Origin of the sequence: Actinoplanes sp. NPDC023714 (assembly GCF_040639855.1) — a bacterium.
Taxonomy (GTDB): Bacteria; Actinomycetota; Actinomycetes; order Mycobacteriales; family Micromonosporaceae; genus Actinoplanes.
Map to the genome: position 1 here is coordinate 85,697 of NZ_JBFAAR010000003.1, position 18,981 is coordinate 104,677.

General features: G+C 69.9%; 17 protein-coding genes. 11 read left to right on the forward strand and 6 right to left on the reverse strand.

What is annotated here, in order from left to right:
• Positions 1-56 precede the first annotated feature (56 nt).
• The 4 genes from AB0G10_RS15695 to AB0G10_RS15710 all read left to right on the forward strand — a co-directional run bounded on the left by AB0G10_RS15695 (position 57) and on the right by AB0G10_RS15710 (position 3,453).
• Entirely contained in the window at positions 57-962 is a 906-nt protein-coding gene (locus AB0G10_RS15695) for an ATP-binding cassette domain-containing protein (protein WP_360921007.1), read from the forward strand.
• The gene (locus tag AB0G10_RS15700; protein ID WP_360921010.1) at positions 959-1,738 is read left to right on the forward strand and encodes an ABC transporter permease; all 780 of its coding nucleotides are present in this window, start codon (positions 959-961) and stop codon (positions 1,736-1,738) included. Before AB0G10_RS15695 ends, AB0G10_RS15700 begins: the two co-directional genes overlap by 4 nt.
• A gap of 127 nt (positions 1,739-1,865) precedes the next feature.
• Positions 1,866-2,561: a GntR family transcriptional regulator gene (locus AB0G10_RS15705; RefSeq protein ID WP_360921013.1), complete on the forward strand. Its 696-nt coding sequence runs from the start codon at positions 1,866-1,868 to the stop codon at positions 2,559-2,561.
• A gap of 10 nt (positions 2,562-2,571) precedes the next feature.
• Positions 2,572-3,453: an NAD(P)-dependent oxidoreductase gene (locus AB0G10_RS15710; protein WP_360921016.1), complete on the forward strand. Its 882-nt coding sequence runs from the start codon at positions 2,572-2,574 to the stop codon at positions 3,451-3,453.
• Here AB0G10_RS15710 and AB0G10_RS15715 read toward each other — a convergent pair.
• The 3 genes from AB0G10_RS15715 to AB0G10_RS15725 form a co-directional block, all read right to left on the reverse strand.
• Positions 3,395-4,000, reverse strand: coding sequence for a class I SAM-dependent methyltransferase (locus AB0G10_RS15715; RefSeq protein ID WP_360921019.1), 606 nt, complete (start codon positions 3,998-4,000; stop codon positions 3,395-3,397). The two genes, AB0G10_RS15710 and AB0G10_RS15715, sit on opposite strands and share 59 nt — an antisense overlap.
• 14 nt (positions 4,001-4,014) lie before the next feature.
• On the reverse strand, positions 4,015-4,206 hold the full coding sequence (locus AB0G10_RS15720; RefSeq protein ID WP_360921022.1) for a hypothetical protein: 192 nt from the start codon (positions 4,204-4,206) through the stop codon (positions 4,015-4,017).
• Between the two features lie 735 nt (positions 4,207-4,941).
• A complete protein-coding gene (locus AB0G10_RS15725; protein ID WP_360921025.1) occupies positions 4,942-5,940 on the reverse strand; it encodes a LacI family DNA-binding transcriptional regulator in 999 nt (332 codons plus the stop codon).
• 75 nt (positions 5,941-6,015) lie between these two features.
• On the opposite strand from AB0G10_RS15725, the gene AB0G10_RS15730 reads away from it, so the two are divergent.
• The 3 genes from AB0G10_RS15730 (at position 6,016) to AB0G10_RS15740 (ending at position 9,804) form a co-directional block, all read left to right on the forward strand.
• Positions 6,016-7,242, forward strand: coding sequence for an MFS transporter (locus AB0G10_RS15730; RefSeq protein WP_360921029.1), 1,227 nt, complete (start codon positions 6,016-6,018; stop codon positions 7,240-7,242).
• A gap of 93 nt (positions 7,243-7,335) precedes the next feature.
• Positions 7,336-8,403, forward strand: a complete 1,068-nt coding sequence (locus AB0G10_RS15735) for an alkene reductase (RefSeq protein ID WP_360921032.1) — start codon at positions 7,336-7,338, stop codon at positions 8,401-8,403.
• Positions 8,404-8,553: 150 nt separating this feature from the next.
• Positions 8,554-9,804: a spermidine/putrescine ABC transporter substrate-binding protein gene (locus AB0G10_RS15740; RefSeq protein ID WP_360921034.1), complete on the forward strand. Its 1,251-nt coding sequence runs from the start codon at positions 8,554-8,556 to the stop codon at positions 9,802-9,804.
• Between the two features lie 18 nt (positions 9,805-9,822).
• On the opposite strand, the gene AB0G10_RS15745 is transcribed toward AB0G10_RS15740, so the two are convergent.
• Together AB0G10_RS15745 and AB0G10_RS15750 are read right to left on the reverse strand one after the other, a co-directional pair.
• Positions 9,823-11,085, reverse strand: a complete 1,263-nt coding sequence (locus AB0G10_RS15745) for a CotH kinase family protein (RefSeq protein ID WP_360921037.1) — start codon at positions 11,083-11,085, stop codon at positions 9,823-9,825.
• A 371-nt stretch (positions 11,086-11,456) separates the two neighbouring features.
• Positions 11,457-12,065, reverse strand: coding sequence for a DUF6807 family protein (locus AB0G10_RS15750; RefSeq protein WP_360921040.1), 609 nt, complete (start codon positions 12,063-12,065; stop codon positions 11,457-11,459).
• Between the two features lie 258 nt (positions 12,066-12,323).
• Between AB0G10_RS15750 and AB0G10_RS15755 the strand changes: the two genes are divergently transcribed.
• From AB0G10_RS15755 to AB0G10_RS15765, 3 genes are read left to right on the forward strand one after another with little or no spacing between them, the layout of a single operon-like run.
• Entirely contained in the window at positions 12,324-14,060 is a 1,737-nt protein-coding gene (locus AB0G10_RS15755; RefSeq protein ID WP_360921043.1) for an energy-coupling factor transporter ATPase, read from the forward strand.
• A 5-nt stretch (positions 14,061-14,065) separates the two neighbouring features.
• On the forward strand, positions 14,066-14,830 hold the full coding sequence (locus AB0G10_RS15760; protein WP_360921046.1) for an energy-coupling factor transporter transmembrane component T: 765 nt from the start codon (positions 14,066-14,068) through the stop codon (positions 14,828-14,830).
• A gap of 3 nt (positions 14,831-14,833) precedes the next feature.
• Positions 14,834-15,388, forward strand: coding sequence for an ECF transporter S component (locus tag AB0G10_RS15765; RefSeq protein WP_360921049.1), 555 nt, complete (start codon positions 14,834-14,836; stop codon positions 15,386-15,388).
• Here the strand turns inward: AB0G10_RS15765 and AB0G10_RS15770 are convergent.
• Positions 15,377-16,366 (reverse strand): hypothetical protein, encoded by a 990-nt coding sequence (locus tag AB0G10_RS15770; RefSeq protein ID WP_360921052.1) that lies wholly within the window; start codon positions 16,364-16,366, stop codon positions 15,377-15,379. The genes AB0G10_RS15765 and AB0G10_RS15770 overlap by 12 nt on opposite strands.
• 210 nt (positions 16,367-16,576) lie before the next feature.
• Here AB0G10_RS15770 and AB0G10_RS15775 point away from each other — a divergent pair, with 210 nt between their 5' ends.
• A complete protein-coding gene (locus AB0G10_RS15775) occupies positions 16,577-18,856 on the forward strand; it encodes an ATP-dependent Clp protease ATP-binding subunit (protein WP_360923022.1) in 2,280 nt (759 codons plus the stop codon).
• Positions 18,857-18,981: the final 125 nt, after the last annotated feature.

The following is an 18,981-nucleotide window of genomic DNA, read 5'->3' on the forward strand; positions in this document are numbered from 1 at the left end:
GTGTACGGTGTTCGGCGCAGCAATTTCCGTAAGGCATACGGAGTTAAGGAGCGCCGGTGCACACCCTCTTCGCTGAAGGACTGCGCAAAAGGTACGGAGACCTGCCCGCCCTCGACGGTTTCGACCTCACCGTTCCGGCGGGCGTCATCCACGGGCTGCTCGGCCCGAACGGCGCCGGCAAGACCACGGCGGTGAAGGCGCTGGCCACCCTCGTCGACGTGGACGAGGGGACGGCGCGGGTGGCCGGGTACGACGTGCGCACCCGGCCCGCCGAGGTCCGCCGCCGGATCGGGCTGGTCGGGCAGAACGCCGCGGTCGACGAGGTGCTCGGCGGCCGGCAGAACCTGGTGATGTTCGGCCGGCTCTACGGGCTCGCCAAGGCGGACGCGCTGAGCAGGGCGGACGAGCTGCTCGGCGGGTTCGGGCTGACCGACGCGGCCGACCGGCCGGTGAACACCTACAGCGGCGGCATGCGGCGGCGGCTCGACATCGCGGCCGGGCTCATCCTCACGCCGGCCGTGCTCTTCCTCGACGAGCCGACCACCGGCCTCGACCCGCGGGCCCGCAACGAGGTGTGGAACAGCGTCCGCGAGATCGCCGGCCGGGGGACCACGGTGCTGCTCACCACGCAGTACCTCGACGAGGCCGACCAGCTGGCTTCGCGGATCTCGGTGATGGACCACGGGCGGGTGGTGGCCGAGGGCTCCCCGGACGAGCTGAAGCGGCAGGTCGGCGGGGAGCGGGTGACGGTCACCGTGTCGATCGACGACTCGCTCGACGAGGTGGCGCGGAGGCTGGAACCCGCCGTCGTCGATCATGACGCGAGGACGGTGACCGTCAGCGGCGGTGTCAAGGACGTACTCATGATCCTCGAAAAATCCGAGATCTCGCCGGAGGACCTTCAGGTGCGCCGCCCCACCCTCGACGAGGCTTTCCTGGAGCTGACCGGAGGTGACCGATGACCACGATGCGCCCGGGATGGATCCTCACCCAGCGCGAACTCGCGCACTGGGTCCGCGAGCCGTGGGGCCCGATCTTCTCGGTCCTCTTCTCGATCATGTTGTTGCTGGTCTTCGGGTTCCTCTTCGGCGGGGCGATCGACCTGCCCGGCGGCGGCGACTACATCGACTACCTGCTGCCCGGCATGCTGGCGCTGTCCATGATGTTCGGTGTCGAGTCGACCGCCACGGCGATGGCGAACGACGCGAAGAAGGGCATCACCGACCGGTTCCGATCACTGCCGATCGGCAGCGCGTCGGTGGCCCTCGGCCGGGTCGGCGCCGACATGGCGAACTCGGTGCTGGAGCTGTTCGTGCTGATCGCCGGCGGTCTGCTGGTCGGCTGGCGGATCACGTCGGATCCGGCGTCGGCGGCTCTCGCCGTACTCATGCTGTTGCTCTTGAGGTTTGCGGTTCTCTGGATCGGGATCTTCCTGGGCCTGACGTTCCGCGGCGACGGTGCGACGGCGGCCGTGCAGGTGCTGGTGTGGCCGATCGGCTTCCTGTCCACCGCGATCGTGTCGGCCGAGACGATGCCGGCCTGGCTCGGGGCGATCGCGGCGTGGAATCCGCTGTCGGCCACGGCCACCACGGTCCGGCAGCTGTTCGGCAATCCGACGGGCGTGACCGGTGGCGTGCTCGAGGACGGCGCCGTGTGGCTCGCCCTCGGATGGCCGCTGGTGCTGACGGCGATCTTCGTGCCGCTGTCGGCGCGGGCCTATCGACGGCTGCGAGCCTGACGACGGCGTCGGTGCTGCCCGCCCCCCACTCGGGCAGCACCGGCGCGTTGTCGTACGCCCCCGTAGCGACGACTCTCGGATCGTATACGATCCAACGAAAGATATACGATCACCGCGGACGGGGTCTATGTCATCTCTGCTCTCGAAACACGAGTCGGTGTACCGGTCCATCCGGGAGCGCATCCTCGGCGGAACCTACGGACCGGGGGAGCGGCTCGTCCTGAGCGCCATCGCCCGCGACCTCGACGTCAGCCCGGTCCCGGTGCGCGAGGCCATGCGCCGCCTCGAAGCCGAGAACCTGATCACGTTCGAGCGCAACGTCGGCGCCCGGGTCAACACCCTCGACGACGAGGAGTGGGAGCAGCTCGTCGAGATGCTCGCCCTGCTCGACGGCTATGCGATGCGCCGCGCCCGGTGCCGGATCACCCCGGCCGCGATAGGCGAGGCGCAACGGCTCAACGACGCGCTGCGCGCCCACGCCGGCGGCCCCGCCGACCAGCACGGCGAGGTCATGGCGCTGCACCGGCTGTTCCACCGGACCCTGTACGCCTCCGGCGACAACCGCTATCTGATCGAGTCGCTGGACAGCGCGTGGGACCGCATCGACGCCTCCCGGGTGCTCGTCTCCCGCTGGCCGGCGCACCGGCTCGCGAGCTCCGTCGACGAGCACGACGAGCTGCTGCGGATGCTGCGGTCCGGCGAGGTCGCGGCGGACGAGCTGGAACGCTGCACCCGCCAGCACAGCCTCAACGCGATCATCGCGATCCGGGGCCGGGAAACTCCGGGCCAATTGGATCGGGTGGTGCTGCCCGGCCTTCCGTAACGTCCGGTCCGTGACCACAGGATTCCTCGGCCTCGGCGTGATGGGGCAGCCGATGGCGCTGAACCTCGCCCGGGCCGGCACCGACCTGATCGTCTGGAACCGGACCGCGTCCCGGGCCGTCCCGCTGCGCGAAGCGGGGGCGGCCGTCGCCGGGTCCGCCGCCGAGGTGCTCGCCACGGCGGACACCGTGATCCTCATGCTCGCCAACGACCGCGTCGCCGAGTCGGTCGTCGACCTCGACCTCGTCGCCGGCCGCACGCTGGTCCACATGGGCACCACCGACCCGGCCTGGTCGGCACGCTTCGGGGCGGACGTCCGCGCTGCCGGCGGCTCCTATGTCGAAGCGCCGGTCAGCGGGTCGCGCGGTCCGGCCGAGGCCGGGCAGCTGGTCGCGATGATCGCCGGCGACGAGGCCGGGATCGCGCGGGTGACGCCCCTGCTGCGGCCGATGTGCCGCTCGATCGTCCCGTGCGGCGCGGTGCCCGGGGCGCTGCTCATGAAGTTGTCCGTGAACACCTTCCTGATCAGCATGGTGACCGGGCTGGCCGAGGCGTTCCACTTCGCCGAGCGGCACGACCTCGACCTCGCCACCCTGCAGGCAGTCCTCGACGCCGGTCCGATGGCCAGCGCGGTGTCACGGGGAAAGGGTCAGAAACTCGTCACCTCCGACTTCTCGGTACAGGCTTCGGTCGGCGACGTGCTCTACAACAGTCGCCTCATCGTCGACGCGGCCCTGCGCGCCGGAATCCGCTCACCCCTGCTCGACGTCTGCGCCGCGCTCTATGCCACGGCCGCGGGCGACGGGCATGCCGGTGAGGACATGGTCGCGGTGATCAGCTCCCTGCGTACAGATGAGGGGTTGTCGCTCGCAGAAGGAAACCGCTCAGCGTGAGTGGCTCGCCCTCCTGGAGGGCGGCTATGCCGATCTCGTCGATCGACACGCCGACCCACGACGGGCCGGGGAAGGACGCGCGCAGGAAGTCCGCGGTGACGCCCCAGCCGTCGTCGTTGGCCCGCGAGACCGCGAGCACGAAGAGTGTCGCTCCGGGGGCGGAGATCAAAGGCAACTTCCCGATGTACGAGGGATAGTCGGCGCCCGTGCGAACCAGGCTGTGCAGCAGTCCCGAATCGAAGATCGAGTCGAACCGCTTGGTCAGCCGCAACCGCGTCGCGTCGGCGACCTCGAACTCGACGGTCAGCCCCTCGGCGGCCGCCTTCGCCCGCGCCTGATCGACAGCGGTCGGCGAGAAATCGACGCCGGTCACCTGAAATCCCAGCCGCGCCAGCGCGATCGCGAGATCGCCGGTGCCGCAGCCGAGATCGAGAGCGCGCGGACCGCGCGGCTCACCCGCCTTCAGCACGGCGGCGAGGGCGGGCTGCGGGCCACCGATCTCCCAGGGCGGTGGGGTGTCGGCGCGGTACATCTTCTCGAAGTCCATCGTTCCTCCCCATCTCATCGCTGTTGACTCCTCTCCTGCACCAGTCCCGGCCGGCACTTCCGGATCCACCGCTCCACGTCGGCGGCATCCCAGACCTTGCCCATCGGCAACACCTGATAGGGCCGCGGGAAGTCATCCCGATTGATCACTTGGTGCGCGCGCTGGCGCGAGACCTGCAGGCGGGCGCGGATCTCGGCCGGGCCCATAAGAAAGACTCTCTCCATGCCCCTCAACCATAGTCGTAGACCTAGTAGCGCGCGACAAGGTGTCCGAGATGGGCGTTAGTTCGGTTTGTCCAGGTGAAGGGGGGTTCTGTATCGACGATTGTCATGACAGGGGGCCGTTTTTTTGGGGTGTGTTTTGTGCTCGGTAGCGATGGACTGCAACTGGTTCGGTTGGCGCACGGTGTGCGGTGTGCGGTATGCGGCGCCGGGCAGACTGCGGGCTTGGGGCGCCGTGCGCTTCACCCTTAGCGGATCTTGGACGATCGACCACCGCATTCGGTGGGAAGGCGTCCAAGATCCTCGCCATCCGCGATCTTGGACGATTGACCACCGCATTCGGTGGGTAGACGTCCAAGATCCTCGCGACCCGCGATCTTGGACGATCGACCACCGCATTCGGTGGGTAGACGTCCAAGATCCTCGCGACCCGCGATTTTGGGCGATTGGACACCGCATTCGGTGGGAAGGCGTCCAAGATCCTCGCGACCCGCGATTTTGGGCGATTGGACACCGCATTCGGTGGGAAGGCGTTCAAGATCCTCGTGATCCGCGATCTTGGACGATCGATCACCCAATCCGGTGGTGAATCGTCCAAGATCTGCTGGGGTGGCGTGGGCGGCAAGCGCGAGCACCGACGGCAAGCGCGGGCGCGGGGTACCGGCGCGGGGCGCGGGCACGGGGCGGGGGGGCGGGCACGGGGCAGGGGGCGGGGGCGGGCTATTGCGGCGGGCCGCTTGTGCCTCGGATTACCAGTCTCGGTTCGATCACTACTTCGCGGTGTTCGACCTCGGCGGACTCGATGCGTGCCACCGCGCGGCGCACCGCCCGGCCGGCCAGCGCGTCCACGTCCTGCGCGACCGTCGTCAGGTCGATGTGGGCGAGCCTGCTGAACGTGCTGTCGTCGTAGCCCACCACGCTGATGTCGCCGGGCACCTCATGACCGTTGCCGCGCAGGACGTCGAGCAGGCCGGTGGCGCTCAGGTCGTTGAAGACGGCCACCGCCGTGGGAGGTTCCGCGAGCAGGGCCGCCGCGGCGCGGACGCCGTCCTCCTCGCCGGGGCCGCCGGGGACGATGCGGATCAGCGAGGCGAGGCCGTGCCGGCGCATCGCCCGCTGGTAGCCCTGCCGCCGCTCGGCCGAGCCGGGCATCGTGCCGCCGTCGATGTGGGCGATCCGGCGGTGACCGAGTTCGACCAGGTGGTCGACGGCGAGTTCGGAGCCTCGGGCGTCGTCGGTGCGGACCACGTCGACGTCGCGGTGGCGTACCCCGCGCATCATCGCGACGACCGGCATCCGAGCGGCGAGCGCGGCGAGCTCAAGAGTGCGCGAGCGGGGGCTGAACAGCACGAGCGCCTCGCACCGGTCCTGGAGCAGGCCGTCGATCGCGGTCCGCTCGTCGCGGCGGGGTGTCACGGCGCTGAGGGTCAGTTCGTAGCCCACCTCGCCGGCCGCCGCGTAGAGCCCGGTCAGCAGGTCGACGTGGAACGGGTGCCGCACGTCGAAGACCACCCCGAGCAGGCGTGTCCGGCCGCTGCGCAGCAGGCGGGCCCGGCTGTCGGGCTGGTAGCCGAGCCGCTGGGCCACTTCGAGGACGCGCTCGCGGGTGGCCGCACCGGCGCCGGCGGCTCCGCGCATCACGATCGACGCGAGGGCGACCGAGACGCCCGCCTCCGCCGCGACGTCGGCGAGGGTAGTGCGCCGCTCCCCTGACTGCATAGCCACGATCGTACGTTGTGAGAACTAGAACGTTATATACCGGCGCGCCACTAGAACGTTCTAGAGTCGGCACCCGTGGACAACCTGACAGCCGGCCGTCGCTGGGCGGCCCTGCTCGCCCTCTCCCTGGGCGGCTTCGGACTCGGCCTGACCGAATTCGTCGCCATGGGACTGCTCCCCGAGATCGCCGCCGATCTCCTGCCCGCCGCGTACGCCCGCTCGCACGAGGACGCCGTCGCGACCGCCGGCTGGATGATCACGATCTACGCTCTCGGCGTCGTCGTCGGCGCGCCCACGATCGCCGCCCTCACCGCGCGGATCGCCCGTCGTCGCCTCGTACTCAGCCTCTTGGGCCTCATGGTCGTGGGGACCGCCGCCTCCGCGCTCGCGCCTACCTTCGAGCTGGTGCTGGCCGGCCGGTTCGTGGCGGCGCTCGCGCACGGCGCGTATTTCGGCGCGGCCGGCATCCTGGCCGCGAGCATCCTCGGCCCGGGCAACCAGGGCAAGGGCGTCGCCATGGTCATCGGCGGCCTGACCGCCGCGAACCTGCTCGGCGTCCCGCTCATCACGGCGCTCGGCCAGGCGCAGGGGTGGCGGGCCGCCTACCTCGCGGTGGCCGCCGTCTTCGCCCTCACCCTGGTGGCCGTGCTCCTGACCGTGCCCGCGGTGGCCGCCTCCCCGGGCGGCTCACCCCGCGCCGAGCTGGCCGCCTTCCGCTCCCCGCAGGTCTGGCTCGCCGCCGCGACCGTGGCGATCGGCACGAGCGGCTTCTTCGCGGTGAACAGCTACGTCGCCCCGGTGACCACCCAGATCACCGAGCTGTCCTCGGGCACGGTCCCGTGGGTGATGGCCGTGATGGGCCTCGGCATGACCGCCGGCATCGCGGTCGGCGGCGTGGCGGCCGACTGGAACCTGCGCCGCACCGTGCTGATCGGCTTCGTCGCGATGCTCGCCTCGGTCGCGATCTTCGCGCTCACGGCGGCGCACCCGGCCGGCCTCTTCCTCGGCGCGTTCCTGACCGGCGCGGCCAGCCTCTTCATCGTCCCGGCCCTCCAGGCGCTGCTGATCGAGGCGGCCCCCGAGGCCCAGCTCATGGGCGCCGCGGTGAACCAGTCCTCGCTCAACGTCGCCAACAGCATCGGCGCGGCCCTCGGCGGGGCGGCGATCGCGGCCGGGTGGGGCTATCTGTCGTCGGCCTGGCTCGGCGTGGCGCTCACGGTGGCCGGCCTCGGCCTGGCGCTGCTCAGCTTCCGGGTCAAGTCACCGGCCCGCACCGAGGACCGCGAACCGGTGGCGGTCTGAGAAGCCGGATCGTCGAGGAGTGCTGTTGAAACCCGGAGTAACCAAGGACTCATTAACTTGCCGCTGCAACAATCCGGAGCTTGACTACATGGCGTGACCAACAAGCTCTTCACCCCGACCACGCTCGGTGCGCTCAACCTCCGCAATCGCCTGGTCATGGCCCCTCTCACCCGCATCCGGGCGGGCCAGGACGGCGTGCCCGGCGACCTCCTGGTCGAGCACTACCGGCAGCGCGCGTCGATGGGCATGATCATCACCGAGGGGACCTTCCCGATCCTCGAGGGACGTACCTGGATCGGTCAGCCCGGCATCGAGACGGCCGAGCAGATCGCCGGCTGGCGGCGGGTCGCCGACGCGGTGCACGCCGAGGGCGGCACGATCGTCATGCAGATCATGCACGGCGGCCGCATCTCGCACCCGGAGATCAGCCTGACCGGCCGTACCGTCGCGCCCTCCGCCATCGCGGCGCCCGGTGAGATCCGCGTCCCGGCCGGCAAGACGGAACTGCCGGTCCCGCACGCCCTCACCCTCGTCGAGATCGACGACATCATCGCCGGGTTCGCCGCGGCCGCCGCCAACGCGATCGAGGCGGGCCTGGACGGCGTCGAGATCCACGGCGCCAACGGCTACCTGCTGCACCAGTTCCTCGCGCCCAATTCCAATGCCAGGACCGATGCGTACGGGGGAACGCCCGCGAACCGGGCCCGTCTCGCCATCGAGGTCGTCACCGCGGTGAGCGCCGCGATCGGCTCGGAGCGCACCGGCATCCGCGTCTCCCCGGAGCACAACATCCAGGGCGCCCTGGAGACCGACCCCGACGACCTGGCCGCCACCTATGCGGCCCTCGCCGACGGTCTCGCGCCGCTCGGCATCGCCTTCGTCGACGTCCTGCACCAGGAGCCGGCCGGCGCGCTGGCGCAGAGCTTCCGCAAGGTCGCCCCGGTGATCGCGAACACCGGCTTCGGCACGCAGACCACCCGCGCCGAGGCGATCGCCCTGGTCGAGCAGGACGTCGCGGACGCCGCTGCGGTCGGCCGCGCCGCGATCGCCAACCCGGATCTGGCGGCCCGCTGGCTGCACGACACCGAGGAGAACGCGCCCGACGCGAGCACGTTCTACACCCCGGGCCCGCGCGGCTACACCGATTACCCGACCCGCTGACGGGAACACGAAGCCCCGATCAGGCGGCACGCGTGAGACATACCATCGGATCATGGCCCGTTCACCGGGTGCTCTTCTCCGTGTGTGACCATGCCACGCCGGCTGCTCACGTCCGACGCGCCGCGCGCACCCGTACCTGATCGGAGCCCGATGTCTTCCCGCAACACCCCCGGTCCCTCCCTCCTGCGCGGCGTGACGCAACGGCGGCTCGGCCGCCGTGACGCGTTGCGGCTCGGCGGCCTCGGCGCGCTCGGCGCGGCGCTGGCCGCCTGCGGGGTGGAGGGCAGGGGCACGCCCGCGGCGAGTGTCGACACCAACACGATCGCCACGTTCTGGGCCGGCAAGCAGCAGAACAACAAGCTCGACTTCGCCAACTGGCCGCTCTACATGGATCCGGAGAGGCCGGAGCTGAAGAAGTTCACCGCGAAGACCGGGATCGCGGTGAACTACCAGGAGGTCATCCAGGAGATGGGCCCCTGGTTCGCCAAGGTGCAGCCGCAGCTGTCGGCGAAGCAGCCGATCGGCTACGACCTCATGGTGATCACGAACGGGGTGCAGTTCGGTCAGTTCCGCTCGGCCGGGTTCCTCGCGCCGCTCGACCACAGCCGGCTGCCGAACTTCGCCGCCAACGCCGCCACGGCGTACAAATCTGAGGCTTTTGACCCTGGCAACGTCTTCAGTGTGCCGTGGGCGTCCGGGATCACCGGCATCGCTTACGACCCGGAGAAGGTCGACCGGCCGATCACGAAGCTGGCCGACCTGTGGGATCCGGCGTTCAAGGGCAAGGTCGGCATGATGTCCGACCTGACCGAGCTCGCCAACTTCGGCATGCTCGCCGCCGGCGTGACCCCGGGCCAGTCGGACGAGGCCGGCTGGCGGAAGGGCGCCGCGAAGCTCAAGCAGCAGAAGGACGCGGGCATCGTGCGCCAGTACTACGAGCAGGACTACGTCGACGCCCTCGGCAACGGCGAGGTCTGGATCACGCAGGCCTGGTCCGGTGACATCTTCCAGAAGAACCTTTCCGAGGGTACGAACCTCAAGTTCGTCATCCCCGAGGAGGGCGGCACGATCTGGACCGACAACTTCGCGATCCCGATCACCGCGGCGAACCCGGTCGACGCCCTCATGCTGATCGACTTCTTCTACGAGGTCGAGAACGCGGCGTCGCTGGCCGAGTACATCAACTACGTGTGCCCGGTGCCGGCCGCGCAGGAGCAGATCCGCAAGGACGCCGCCGGGCTCTCCGGGGACGACAAGAAGGAGATGCTTGCGGTCGCCGAGAGTTCGCTGGTGTTCCCGAGCGAGGCCGACTACGAGAAGCTGCACTACTACGTCAGCTTCAACACGGCCGAGGAGCAGCAGAACTTCACGTCGGTGTTCGAGCCGATCGTGCTGGGCTGACCCCTCAGGCCTTTCGTCTCAGCCGCTGAAGTACGCCGAGATCTTCGAGGCGTCCGACGTGATCGTGTCCGCGGACACCAGGTCGGACGCCTGCTCGGTGAGCACCTTCGCCCGCCGGTCGAGGACGGTCTGCGCCACTCCGCTGGTGTAGAGGGCCTCCTTCAGGTCGGACTGCGCCTGCGTGTACTTCCCGGCGTACACATCATCGGCCTGGAAGCGAGTCACCAGGATGTTGGACCGCCCTCCTCGTCCTCCGCCTCGATTGCCGGGCATCCCGCTCGGCTGTGGCCTCACGCCCCCGTCACCACCGCCGTCGCGACCTCCGCCCATGCCTCCGAAGGCCAGGTTGAGGTCCCAGTTGACCACCGTCATGATCTTGGTGTCGGCCGTGTAGCGCAGGTAGGAGTTGTTGCCGGGCCCGTCGATGTCGTCGGAGTTCTGGACCAGATCCTGGAAGGCGAGGTACGTCGCGAACGCGTCCACGTCGAGGTACTTCCCCAGGTCGGCGCCGAACGTCGCGTCGTCGGACTCGTTGATGAACTCGAGGAACGCGATCAGCGGCGTGAGGTCGTCCTCGCCGGCCTCCTGATCGAAGACGTCCTCGTAGCTCGCCGCGTCGTCACCCCGGTAGCTGTAGTCCCCGCCGCTCTCCGCCTTGTAGAGCAGCCCGGCGCCGGTGAAGTTGTCCGCGTCCCACTTGTCGCCCGGATTCTCCACGACGAGGCGCAGCACCCGGTCGCCGCCGTTCACGGACAGGCTCGTGGAGAACGACTTCTCGGTGGCGAGCCCGGCCCGGCCGAGCAGTTCCAGGGCGACCGCCTCGTTCAGCGCCGACGCGGTGTTGTTCGAGCGGACCACGAACTCGGCGTAGCCCTGGTGCTGCCGGCCGTCGACGAACTTGTCGAGACGGATCAGCCACGGCAGGTCCTGCGGGCTGTCGTCGCCGCTCAGCCCGCGCAGCGAGGAGTTGCCCTTGAGGCGCAGACCAGCTTTTTCGTACGAAGAACCGTCGATCGTCACGGTCGCTTCGATCCAGTCCTTCGTCCCGTCCTTCAGATAAGCCTCGATCATCGCGTCGTAGGCGCCGTCGTCGAACGCCAGCGTGATGTCATGCACCGTGCCACCGTCGAAGATCGTCGCGCCGGCGCTGCTGCTGCTGCCGCTGGTGCTGCTGCCGCTGCTCGCCGTGGTGGCGTCGGCCGCGCATCCGCCGAGCGCCGCCACGCCGAGGACTCCGGCGAGGGCGGCGCCGAACCGGCGGCGGGAAAGGGTGTACGACATCGACGCATCCTTCGAGGGCCGTTGACTGGACCACTCCAGGAAAGTGCGCGCGCTGGTGAGGTCGTTGTGCTGAGCCTGTGCATTCGATGTCAGGCTTTCTTCGTCAGGCGTGGGCGACCGTTTCGGCCCTCGCCGCCGGCCAGCGGCTCGACGAGCACGAGAGCCACCCCACTGATCGCAAGCCACAGCCGTCCCTCACCGGCTGCAGCCCATCGCTCCCGCGGCGTGTCGCGGCAATACGCTGCAGCCGGCGTCCGACCGACCGAACCGGCTGCGGAGTGGACTCGGTCGGCTCGCCTCCGGTGCCGAGGCGGCGCTGACACGGGCGGGGCGATGCGGCGGGCCGACACGGGCGGGGCGGTGCGGGCGGGTTACGGGTCGGTCAGGGCGTTTCGGGCCAGGGCGGCTAAGGCTGCCGTGTCGTGGGGGCCCGCTGCGATCGCGGCTGCGTGGCGGAAAGCGATCGTGTGGCCGTTGCCCTTGGAGCGCAGTGGGGGGTGGGGTGGGTTGTACTCGTCGCCCACCAGGACCACCCGGGCCGGCGGGTTGTGCTCCGCTCGTACCTCGGACGGGCCGTCGCCGGTGAACGAGAGCGCGCCCCTCCAGCGCAGGCCTCCGCCCACGGCGGCGAACGTCAGGGGAGCGCCGGAGATGTTCGTGAGCGTGTTCTCGAAGAGCAGCACCCAGCTGTCGTCGCCGGTGAGCTGGGCGGTGAGTGCGCGCCATTCGTCGAGGACGGGTACGCCGTTGTGACCGGTCCAGATCAGGCGGTGGGCGGCTGTCGCGGTGACGCCCGTCGTGGACAGTTCGGTCAGGGAGGCGTCGCCCGCCGGGCGCAGGCGTGGATGTTCGTCGATGTGCGGGGGTGTCCAGGCGACACCGGGAACCGTGTCGTCACCGAGTGTGCGGACAGTGCGGAGCGCCGGCTCTGGGCCGTATACATACGAAAAAAGGGAAATGTCGCCTGCGGAGACACTCACTACCCGTCCCGGCTCATGGATCACCCGCAGATCGGTCGGAGAAGAGGGTCGCGGGCACGTCCAGGACTCGCCGGCCGTCCGCGGGCCGGTCACTGTCTCGGCGGTCGATCGCAAGGTCCGTCCCCCGCTCGGAAACCAACACACTCGGAAACCAACACATCCAGACGGGATTCAACGCTGCCGCGCGTCCTCAGTCAACTCGACCGCACATAGATCAGGGGTGTCCTCAAGAGATAAGGGTTACCTATCCTTATGCCCATGCTGCAGCTGACCGGAGTCTCCGTCCGGCACGAGATCGACGAGGAGTGGGGCCCGGCCCGCCCGCAGAACGTCACCGCCGAGATCGGCGCCGGCGAGGTGGTGCTGCTGCTCGGCCCGTCCGGCTGCGGCAAGTCCACGTTGACCCTCACCGTGAACGGCCTGGTGCCGCAGGTCATCGACGCGCACCTGACCGGGACGATCAGGATCGGACAGCACGACACGCGAACCACGCCGGTGCCACAGCTCGCCACCGAGGTCGCCATGGTCTTCCAGGACCCGGACGCGCAGATCGTCACGGCGACGGTCCTCGACGAGGTCTGTTTCGGACCGGAGAATCTGCTCGTCCCGCCGGCCGAGGTGGAGCGGCGGGCCGAGGAGGCACTGCGCCGCGTCGGGCTCTGGGAGCGCCGCCACGAGGAGCCGGACCGGCTCTCCGGCGGCGGGCGGCAGCGGCTCGCGATCGCCTGCGCGCTGGCCCTGCGCACGCCGGTGCTGGTCCTCGACGAGCCGACCGCCAACCTCGATCCGGCCGGGGTCGAGGAGGTTTTCCGTACGCTGCGTGACGTCACGGCCGACCGCGACCGTGCCGTGCTGCTCGTCGAACACAACCTCGACGCCGCTGTCGAACTGGTCGACCGGGTGATCGTTCTAAACAGTGAGGGCCGTGTCGTGCTCGACGGTCCGGCGCGCGAGACATTGCAGGACCACGCCGATTACCTCGTCGAGCTGGGTGTCTGGCTTCCGGCCGCCACGCTCGCAGCGCTGCGCCTGCGTGCGGCGGGGATCGTTTTCGACCCGCTGCCGCTCACTCCGGGCGAGCTGGCGGCGGCGCTCGACGCGACCTCCGCGCTTCCCGAGCCGCGGCGGCGCGCGTCACTCTCCGTGCGCGATGAAAGGGCCATTTCGGTACGGGGACTGAGCGTGCTCCGGGATGCGAAGCCGATCCTGACCGGCATCGGTCTCGACATCGCCGCGGGGGAGTTCGTCGCCGTCACCGGTTCCAACGGCGCCGGCAAGACCACCCTGGCCCAGGCCATGGCCGGCGTGATCACGGCAAGGCGGGGAGAGCAATCAGGAACGGTCATCGTGGACGGGCTCGATCCCGCCACGGCCGATCCGCGGCTGCTCGCCGAGCGGGTCGGGTTCGTCTTCCAGAACCCGGAGCACCAGTTCGTGACGAGCCGGGTCGACGACGAGCTCGCCTACGGGCTGCGGGTCCGCGGGGCGCCGGCGGACGAGGTCGAGGCCCGGGTCGGGGAGCTGCTCGATCGGCTGGGGCTGCGCGAACTGCGTACGATGCACCCGTTCCTGCTCTCCGGCGGCCAGAAACGGCGGCTCTCGGTCGGCACCGCGCTGGTCACCCGGCCGCGCGTGCTGGTGCTCGACGAGCCCACGTTCGGCCAGGATCGGGAGCGTGCCGAGGAGCTGTCGTCGCTGCTGGACGGCCTGCACGCGAACGGCACTACGATCGTAGTGGTCAGTCACGACATGACCCTGGTGGCCGAGCACGCCACCCGGGTGATCGTGCTCGACGACGGCCGGATCGCCGCCGACGGCACGCCCGCGGAGATCTACGCCGACGCGGATCTGCTCGCCGCCACCGGCCTGCGCCCGCCGCCGCTCGCCCGGGCCGCCCGCGCGCTGGTCAACCACCCGCACTGGCACGGCCTCACCCGCCTCGCCGACCTACCGGCCAGCGAGAGCGGCCTGCCGGCCCTGGAGGCCTCGAAGTGAAACCAATGGCGGGAATCACGGATTTGCGGTCCTACAACCCCGTGGTCAAGGTGCTCGCCCCGATCCCCGCCATGGTCGTAGCCCTCGGCACACGCGACCTCCGTACCCCCGCCGCCTTTGCTCTGATCGCCCTGATCATGCTGATCCTCTTCGGACGCCTGAGCGGCCGGACCCTGCTGTGGACCATCGCCGGCCCGATCGCGCTCGTGGCGGTCATGACCGTCTCGTTCGGCGTGTGGACCGATCCGGGCCAGGTCGACGACACGACCGCGCTGATCACTCTCGGACCCTTCACGCTCTGGTCGGGCGCGCTGGAGACCGGCCTCGCGACGAGCCTGCGGGTCACGTCCGTGATGCTGCTGGCGCTGCTGGCCGGGCTCACCATCGACGGCCCGGACCTGGTCCGTTCGATGATCACGCACCTGCGGATGCCGTACCGGATCGGGTATGCCGGGTTCGCCGCCATCCGGTTCGTGCCGCGATTCCGCAACGACCTCGAGGTGATCCGGCTGGCGCATCGGGTGCGGGGCGCCGACGCGGGACGCGGGCCGATCGCAACCGGACAGCGGTACGCCGGTTACACCGTACCCTTGCTCGCCGGCGCCATCCGGCACGGCGACCGCGTCTCGCTGGCCATGGAAGCGCGGGGTTTCGGGGCGCATCGCGCCCGGACCGAACGACGCACGGTGCCGCTGCGGGCCCGTGACGCGGTCCTCGCGGCCTGGCTGATCTCCCTCTGCTTTCTCGTGCCCAACCTGACTGGAGTCTGACGGATGAAGACCCGCTTCCTCATGGCGTGCGCGGCGATCGGCGCGGCCACCGGCGTCCTGCTGCTGCCGGCCAACTTCGTCGCGGCGGCGATCTCGGCGGCCGTCCCGCTCCTCTACGCCGCGATGGTCGGCGTCTGGCTGGTCGGCCCGGTCGTGGCGCTCGCGGTGCTGCGGCGTCCCGGCGCCGCCCTGATCACCATGCTGATCGCCGGCATCATCAACATCCCGACGCCGGCCGGCCCGGCCGCGATCGTCACGAACCTGATGGTCGGCGGCGCGATGGAGCTCGGCTTCCTGGTGACGCGCTACCGGATCTGGAAGCCGTGGCTGTTCTACGTGACCGCCGTGGTCTTCGAGAGCTTCTACGCGTTCTCCGCCTACTCCTTCTTCAACATCGGCGACATGGCGCTCGCGGCGCAGATCGTCTTCTTCGGGCTGATGGCGGTGAGCGCGGTCGTGTTCATCGCCCTCGGGCTGCTGATCGCCCGGCGTCTCGAGGCGACCGGCGTGGCGCGGGGGATCGCTCCGCGCCGCCGTCCGGCCCTGTCAGAGAGCTGATTGCGGGAGATCTATCCGGATCGCCGCCGGCTTCCCGGCGGCATCAAGATCCAGGCGTACGGGGAAAGCACCGTCGCCCACCGAGGTCCGCGCCACCAGGATGTCGGCGTCGCCGGCCGTCACCACGGCGGCGTCGTGGATGGACCCGCGGATGCCGGCCAGCGCCTGCCAATGGTGCGAGTGCGGCCGGAAGTCGAACGCGAAGTCGGCCTGCGGCTCGGCGTGCTGCCGGTGCTGGAGGCGGACCGCGAGTTGGTAGGCCTCCTCGTCGGGGAGATCCGTCCACCCGTACGGGTCGTCGGCGAGGATGCCGGTGCGCCCGGCCCGGAACTCGGCCGCGATCAGCTCCTCGTCGCGTCCCCAGAAGACCAGGTCGGCGAGGCCGTCCAGGGTCTCCTCGTGCACCCACGAGCAGAGCGCGCCGACGTCGGCGAAGACGAACCGCTCCTCCTCCACGTGGATGTCGCCGAGCCGGCGGGTCTCCACGGGGGTGCCGGCGCCCATCCAGATCTGGATCTCCCGCCAGCCCTTCGGCCCGGGCGTCGCGGTCACCGGCAGCGGGCGGTCGGCGGGCAGATCGCCGACCGGAACCGCCGGGAACCCGGCGACCAGGAAGTCCCGCGCGCCGGTCTTGAGCGCCCGGCGCAGCCGCTCGCGGTGCGGGACCCGTCGCGGGAAGAGCCGCAGCGTCGCCTGGAGACCGTGCTCCGCGCAGTGCTCCTGGAACTGGGCGTGCACCTTCGCGACGCCGTGCTGCGGGATGTCGTAGAGGTAGCGGCCGGACTGCCTGTCGAACGACCGGGCCGCGGCCAGCGCGTCCGGCCCGGCGATCTCGAAGTCGGCGGCCGCGACGGTGCCCGGCTCGGCCGTCTCGTCCGGCGACAGCTCGCCGGACCACAGGCCGAGGCGACCGCTGTCCATCAGGACGAGTTCACCGGACGGGCAGGTGATCTCGCCGAGCAGCACACTTTCCTTCATGGGCGCGGAGTCTAAACAGGCGGGGCCTGTTTTGCTCCTTAGCGGAACCTTAAGTGCGCGGCGGCCCGGCTCGCTCCTCAGGCCCTCCGATCGCGGCGCGGGGCGCGATAGAATGGCCGCGGGTGGAGCGCCCACCCGAGCCCGGTGTCCGGCCAAGAGTCCCCGACTCAGCGCGTTCCTTGAGTCACCGTGCTGAGGGGCGTGATCGGGATGTTCGAGCGGTTCACCGACCGTGCACGACGGGTCGTCGTGCTGGCGCAGGAGGAAGCCCGCCTGCTCAACCACAACTACATCGGCACCGAGCATCTCCTGCTGGGCTTGGCCCGCGAGGGAGAGGGTGTCGCGGCCCGCGCCCTGGAGGCGTCGGGCATCACCCTCGAGCGGGTGCGCGAGCAGGTCGAGGAGATCATCGGGCAGGGGCAGCAGCCGGCGGGCGGGCACATCCCGTTCACGCCGCGGGCCAAGAAAATCCTGGAGATGTCGCTGCGTGAGGCGCTCCAGCTGGGTCACAACTACATCGGTACGGAACACATCCTGCTCGGCCTGCTGCGCGAGGGCGAGGGCGTCGCCGCGCAGGTGCTGGTCCGGCTCGACGCCGATCTCAACCGGGTCCGCCAGAAGGTCATCCAGATGCTCAGCGGCTACCCGGAAAGGGACGTGACCGCCACCGGCACGGCCACCGCGAGCCCGCCGTCCACGTCGATGATCCTCGATCAGTTCGGCCGCAACCTGACGCAGGCCGCCCGCGAGGGCAAGCTCGACCCGGTGATCGGCCGGGAGTCCGAGATCGAGCGGGTCATGCAGGTGATGTCCCGCCGGCTGAAGAACAACCCGGTCCTGATCGGCGAGCCCGGCGTCGGCAAGACCGCCGTGGTCGAGGGGCTGTCCCAGGCGATCGTCAACGACGACGTGCCCGAGACGCTGAAGGACAAGCAGGTCTACACGCTCGACCTGGGCGCGCTGGTGGCCGGCTCGCGCTACCGCGGTGACTTCGAGGAGCGCCTCAAGAAGGTGCTCAAGGAGATCCGCACCCGGGGGGACATCATCCTGTTCATCGACGAGATACACACCCTGGTCGGCGCCGGGGCGGCCGAGGGCGCGATCGACGCCGCGTCGATCCTCAAGCCGGTGCTGGCCCGCGGCGAGATCCAGGCGATCGGCGCGACCACGAGCGACGAATACCGCAAGAGCATCGAGAAGGACGGCGCCCTCGAGCGGCGGTTCCAGACGGTCCGGGTCGAGGAGCCCTCGCTGGCGCACACCATCGAGATCCTCCGCGGGCTGCGCGACCGCTACGAAGCACACCACCGGATCAGCATCACCGACCCGGCCCTGGTCGCCGCCGCGACGCTGGCCGACCGCTACATCTCCGACCGCTTCCTGCCGGACAAGGCGATCGACCTGATCGACGAGGCCGGCGCCCGGATGCGCATCCGCCGGATGACCAGCGCCGAAGCCGGGTCGGACGTCGGTGAGGAGCAGATCGCCGAGGTCCTCGGCAACTGGACCGGCATCCCGGTCCACAAGCTGACCGAGGAGGAGACCACCCGGCTGTTGCGGATGGAGGACGAACTGCACCGCCGCGTGGTCGGTCAGGACGATGCCGTGCAGGCCGTCGCGCGGGCGATCCGGCGTACCCGGGCGGGTTTGAAGGATCCGAAGCGTCCGAGTGGCTCGTTCATCTTCGCGGGCCCGTCCGGTGTCGGGAAGACCGAGTTGTCCCGTGCGCTGGCCGAGTTCCTGTTCGGCTCCGAGGATGCGCTGATCCAGCTCGACATGTCCGAATACCACGACCGCTACACGGTGTCCCGGCTGGTCGGCGCCCCTCCGGGCTATGTCGGCTACGACGAAGGCGGGCAGCTGACCGAGAAGGTTCGCCGCAAGCCGTTCTCGGTCGTGCTCTTCGACGAGATCGAGAAGGCCCACCCCGACGTCTTCAACACGCTGCTGCAGATCCTCGAGGACGGGCGGTTGACGGACGGCCAGGGCCGCATCGTCGACTTCAAGAACACGGTCGTCATCCTGACCACCAACCTCGGCACCCGTGACCTGGTCAAAGCGGTGTCCCTCGGCTTCCAGGCGTCGGAGGAGTCGGCGTCGTCGTACGAACGCATGAAGCTGAAGGTGAACGACGAGCTGAAGCAGAACTTCCGGCCCGAGTTCCTGAACCGCATCGACGACACGATCGTCTTCCACCAGCTGGCCGAGGACGAGATCCTGCGGATCGTCGACATCTTCGTCGGCCGGATCGAGGGGCAGCTGAAGAACAAGGACATGGGCCTGGAGCTGTCCGACGAGGCCCGGCGTCATCTCGCGTCCAAGGGCTTCGACTCGGTGATGGGGGCGCGGCCGTTGCGGCGGGCCATCCAGCGGGAGCTGGAGGATGCGCTGTCCGAGCAGATCCTGTTCAACGAGCTGAGGCCGGGGCAGACGGTCGTGGTGGAGGTGGAGGAGGGAAAGCTGGTGTTCCGGGCGGCCGTGGCGGTTTGACGGTTTCGGGGTCCGGGCCGGGGCCGCCGAGCCGGGGCCGGGGGGATTCGGGGCCGCCGGGGGCCGGGTGTGTGGGGGAGGGGATTGGTCCGGGCCGGTTTGTCGCCGCCGGGTGGGTGGCTGTG